At 68.4% G+C, this 4,702-nt stretch carries 4 protein-coding genes and 1 pseudogene; 2 read left to right on the top strand and 3 right to left on the bottom strand.

Annotated features, from left to right (window positions below; genetic code table 11):
- Positions 1-138: 138 nt before the first annotated feature.
- The 3 genes from ACWCXX_RS40565 to ACWCXX_RS40555 all read right to left on the bottom strand — a co-directional run bounded on the left by ACWCXX_RS40565 (position 139) and on the right by ACWCXX_RS40555 (position 3,004).
- On the bottom strand, positions 139-726 hold the full coding sequence (locus ACWCXX_RS40565; protein ID WP_451136233.1) for a hypothetical protein: 588 nt from the start codon (positions 724-726) through the stop codon (positions 139-141).
- Complete coding sequence (locus tag ACWCXX_RS40560) at positions 723-2,150, bottom strand: sensor histidine kinase (protein ID WP_451136235.1); 1,428 nt, start codon at positions 2,148-2,150, stop codon at positions 723-725. Before ACWCXX_RS40560 ends, ACWCXX_RS40565 begins: the two co-directional genes overlap by 4 nt.
- A gap of 167 nt (positions 2,151-2,317) precedes the next feature.
- Entirely contained in the window at positions 2,318-3,004 is a 687-nt protein-coding gene (locus ACWCXX_RS40555) for a response regulator transcription factor (RefSeq protein WP_148841594.1), read from the bottom strand.
- 195 nt (positions 3,005-3,199) lie between these two features.
- On the opposite strand from ACWCXX_RS40555, the gene ACWCXX_RS40550 reads away from it, so the two are divergent.
- A complete protein-coding gene (locus ACWCXX_RS40550; RefSeq protein ID WP_451136231.1) occupies positions 3,200-4,093 on the top strand; it encodes a DUF3152 domain-containing protein in 894 nt (297 codons plus the stop codon).
- Between the two features lie 280 nt (positions 4,094-4,373).
- A pseudogene (locus ACWCXX_RS40545) lies at positions 4,374-4,601 on the top strand (IS6 family transposase); the annotation flags it as partial.
- Between the last annotated feature and the right edge of the window lie 101 nt (positions 4,602-4,702).

Genomic DNA, 4,702 nt, shown 5'->3' with positions numbered 1-4,702 from the left:
TTCACCACGCCATGCTCGGCATCGCCCGCCTGCACAACCTCGTCTTGGCCGGGTAACGCAGAAACCAGCAGGCCACCAGCCACGTCAGAGATCATCTACGGGACAACCCTTAGCGAATGCGACCGGCCCGGGCTCCTCCTACGGCTGGAGGGATTCGGGGCACGAGTCGGCCGACTGCGTGATCGTCCAACCGTCCCCGAACACACGGACGCTCGACTGTGCGGGAGAGCGTTGCGCGGTGTCGGGAGGAGCCGCGGAGGCGCCGTCCCGATTCCCGTCCGCGGGCGCCACGGCAAGCGACGGAGCCATGTGCGCCACCGTGCACGCCAACTGCAGCATGGCCGGGTGGCTGAGGGGAGGAACATCTTTGGAGAGGTGGACGGAGAGTGCGTCGTCGCCGATCGCCACCTCCAGTGTGTCCGTCAGGCGGGGCAGCTCCGTGGTGACCGTCGCGGCCTCGCTCGTGGTCGGTCCGGCGAACAGGAGGCGCACGACCGCCCCGAAGTCCCCGGGGTCGGCGATCTTGCGCAGATAGGGCCTCAGCTCTCCGTTGTGCAGGAAGTAGAGGGCGGTGGCGGCGGGCGCCGGGGGCTTCGGACCGGGAGAGAGCATGCCGCTCGCCGGTTCGCCGGCCTCGATGACGCCGGACGGGGGGACTCCGCACGCCGCCAGGGCGAGCGCGGCCGTGAGCCCGGCCAGCAGCGCCCCTGCGCGCGAGCCCTTCACCGGGCACCCGCGGCGATGTCGTCGTCGACGGTTGCGGAGTCGCGGTGCAGGGGGAACTCGACCGTGAACACCGCACCGCCCCCGGGCAGGTTCGCCGTACGGATGCGTCCTCCGTGCAGGTGCACGTTCTCGGCCGTGATGGCCAGGCCCAGCCCGCTGCTCTCACTTCTGGTCCGTGATGTGCTCGCCTTGTAGAAGCGCTCGAAGATGTGCGGCATGGCTTCCTCGGCAATCCCCGGTCCGTTGTCCGTCACCTCGATGACGGCCCACGCCACGTCTGCTCGCTCCTCCCTCACGCCCATGGTCAGCCGTACCGGCGGCGCCCCGTGCCGCAGCGCGTTGCCGACCAGATTGGCCATCACCACGTCGATTCGGACCGGATCCACGCGCGTCCTGAGCACGCCCTGTCGGGGCAAACGGGTCTCCACCCGGCCCTGCCACCCGCGAGAGGCGAGGGTGCGCTGTACCGACTCGACCAAGTCGATCTCGTCCAGGTTAAGTTCGACCGCGCCCGCGTCGAAACGGGAGATCTCCATCAGGTCGTTCACCAGCCCGCTGAGCCGACTGGTTCCCTCACTGATGAACCGCAGCGCGTCACCGGTCTCCTCGTCCAGGAGCCGTGTCTTCTCGTCCAGCATGTCGGTGACCGCCGACATCGCCGCCAGCGGCGTGCGCAGTTCATGAGAGACGTCCGCGACGAAGCGGCGCGCCTGGGCCTCCAGGCGGCGCGACTCCGCAACCGACTGTTCCAGGGCGGCCGCCATCTCGTTGAAGGACCGTGAGAGGTCGGCCAGTTCGTCGGAACCGTTGACGGCCAGCCGGACGTCGAGGTGCCCCTCGGTCATCCGGCGCGTCGCCCGGCGCAGCGCCCGCACGGGACGGAGCACACCGCTCGCCGCCAGCAGCGCCAGGACGACGGCGAGGCACAGTGCCACCAGGGTGGCGCGCTCGATGCCACTGATCATCGCTCGCACATAGGCCTCTTCGGTGTTCTGCGGCACCACCAGATACATCACCATCCCCGAGAGCCTGGATTCCTCGCCCTCGCTGGTGGTGTACGTGACCGGCATTCCGACGACGAGACAGGGATGCCCGTCGGCGTTGATCCGCTGGAACACCGCGGCGCGCTTGGTCTGCACGGACCGGCTTAGTTCGGGACTGAGCCTGTCGAATTCGGCGCTCGGCGCGTAAGCGCGAAGGCCGTCATACGTGGCCATGACCTGCCACCCTTGTGCCCGGTTGGCGCCGAGCACCTGGTTCACCGCCGACTGCAGCTCCGCCTGGTCCGGCGTAGCGGGCGTGTGAACGGCCACGGCGTTGACGCTCGCCCGGAACTGCCTGATGACGGAATCCTGGCTCTGTTGCAGCACTCCCGTGCGCGCCTCCCGGAAGGCGAGTGCTCCGGTGCCCAGGGCACTGGCCATGGTCACCAGGACGAAGGCCGCCGCCAGGCGGGGGCGCAGCCCCCGCAGCGGAAGCGGGACTCGGGCCAGGGCCGTCCCGGGGAACCGCCCCGGCCCGGTGTCCCGCCCGTCTGCGGTGGCCTTGCGTTTCCGTAGGGTGTTTTCTGTCGGCACGGTTCTCCGGTCGTTCACGAGACGCCGAAGCGGTAACCGAAGCCGCGTGCGGTCTGCACGTACCGGGGGTCCCTGCCCTCACCGAGCTTGCCGCGCAATCGCTTCACACAGGCGTCCACGAGCCGTATGTCGCCGTGGTAGCTGTGCTCCCAGACCGCTTCCAGCAGCTGCTGGCGGCTGAACACCTGGCCGGGCGAGGCCGACAGGACCAGCAGCAGCCTCAGCTCGGAGGGGGCGAGCACGACGGGTTCGCCACGGTGTGTCACCACGAGCCCCGCCCGGTCGATGACCAGCTCACCGTGCGACTCCGCCCGGGGCCTGAGGCCGTCCGAGACCGACGCGTCCAGTCTGCGGAGCACGGCTCGTATGCGCGCGTCGAGCACCCGGGCCTGCACGGGCTTGACCACGTAGTCGTCCGCGCCGGCCTCCAGCCCCACGACCACGTCGATGTCGTCTCCCCTGGCCGTCACCATGATGATCGGCACTTGGTCGCGGACCCTTATCCGCCGGCACACGTCGAGGCCGGACATGCCGGGCAGCATGAGGTCGAGCACGATGACGTCGGGCTGGAAGAGGCGGAGCTGTTCCAATCCCTCTTCACCAGTTCCGGCGGCGAATACGTCATGCCCCTGATGCCGTAGCGCCAGCTGGACAGCCTTACGGACATCTGGGTCATCTTCGACAATCAGGACTCGTGACACTTCGCCAGTGTAGACCGATCGAATGAGGCGCCCGTCCCGGGAAGAGCCCCCGTGAGTGCTGTTACCGAATGATCACAACGGGCCGGGTGCCGGCGGCCCCCTCCTGAGCCTTGGGAGTCCCCAACAATTCGCCGTTACCATTTCGTCACCATCCGAGCTCATGATGATCATCTGAAACGACCAGTCTGAGCTGCCATGCATTCGGCACGAGAGCGGGAATCCGCACCACCCGCCGGCAGCGCCCCGGCCTCCCACCGAGGCGGCCGCCAGCGCCGGTCCTCCCACCGCCGGGTCGCTCCGCGCCGGTCCTCCCACCGCCGGAGAGCTCAGACCCGCCGATCGCGGAACTATCTGATCGGCACTCTGATGGCCGTCGGCCTGCTCGGCTCGGCGCCGTACCTCCTAGACGGTGGACGAAGTGACGCGTCGAACGGTGCACAGCGCCCGCGGAGCACGGTGCGCGTCACCCCCGCGCCCGCCCCGACGCCCACTCAGCTCCGTGCCGAGATCGATGTCCCTTCGAGGGGCACCGGCTCATTCGTCACCGCGGACGCCGGTCGCGCGAAGGTCGGTCAAGGGCCGCGCCTGCTCCGCTACGTGGTGGAGGTCGAGGCCGGGCTCGAGATCTCGCCGGCCGAAGCGGCGAACGAGATCGCCGACATACTTGCCGCTCCCCGGGGCTGGACCCGCAACCATGCCTACTCCTTCCAGTTGGTGGGCGCGGGAGCTCACCACGACCTCACGGTAAAGATCGCGACACCAGGAACGGCGGACGCCTTGTGCTGGGCGGGCATCCACCAGGACACCAAGGGCGAATACAACTGCGAGGTCCCCGGCGGGGTCGTGGTCAACCTCAAGCGCTGGGTCGAGGGCTCGCCCACGTTCGACGGTCCGATCCATGACTACCGGGCGCTGATCATCAACCACGAGATGGGGCACTTCCTGGGCCACGGGCACATGACCTGCGCGGGTCCCGGGCAACTGGCCCCCGTCATGATGCAGCAGATCAAGGGTCTGCACGGATGCGCCGCCAACGCCTGGCCCTATGACAAGAACGGTCGTCTTGTCTCCGGGCCGCACGTGACATGACGCGGCGGCCGTTCCCGGAAGCACGCCGCTCGCGGGACGGGACCGGCTGTTACAGCTTGGTCGCAAGCGAAGCCGGTGGCCATGGACATCCGTCGGCTTTCGCGGGCGGCGCAGGAGGGAAAGGCCTCGATGTCCAGGCAACAGGTTCTGATCGTCGTGGGCCTTGACCCCGGAAGTAGAAGCTGGAACGGGCGATCCCGAGAATGCCGCAGAGCGGCACTGTCACGTTGGCTGACGGGTGGGATGATCTCCGGGTTGATCATGGTGGAGGGGGTTGTCCGTGGACAGTGCGCCGTCGTACAGGGGGCACCGGTACCCGGTCGAGATCATCGCGCACTGCGTGTGGCTGTACTTCCGGTTCCCGCTCAGTTTCCGCGAGGTCGAGGAACTGATGCTCGAGCGCGGTGTCATCGTGTCCCACGAGACCGTGCGCCGCTGGTGCGCGAAGTTCGGGCAGGCGTACGCCAACGGCCTGCGCCGCCGGCGTGTGCAACCGGGCGACAAGTGGCTCTATGTTCTTGAACGGGTTGATCCTCCCGTTCGTAGGGTGAGGACACCCAGGGGAGCTGGGTGTGGCTGACAAGTGGCTGCCGTTCGTGGCTTCAGGTG

It is taken from the genome of Streptomyces sp. NPDC001732 (assembly GCF_053596315.1).
This window is presented reverse-complemented; position numbering and strand designations above follow the sequence as displayed.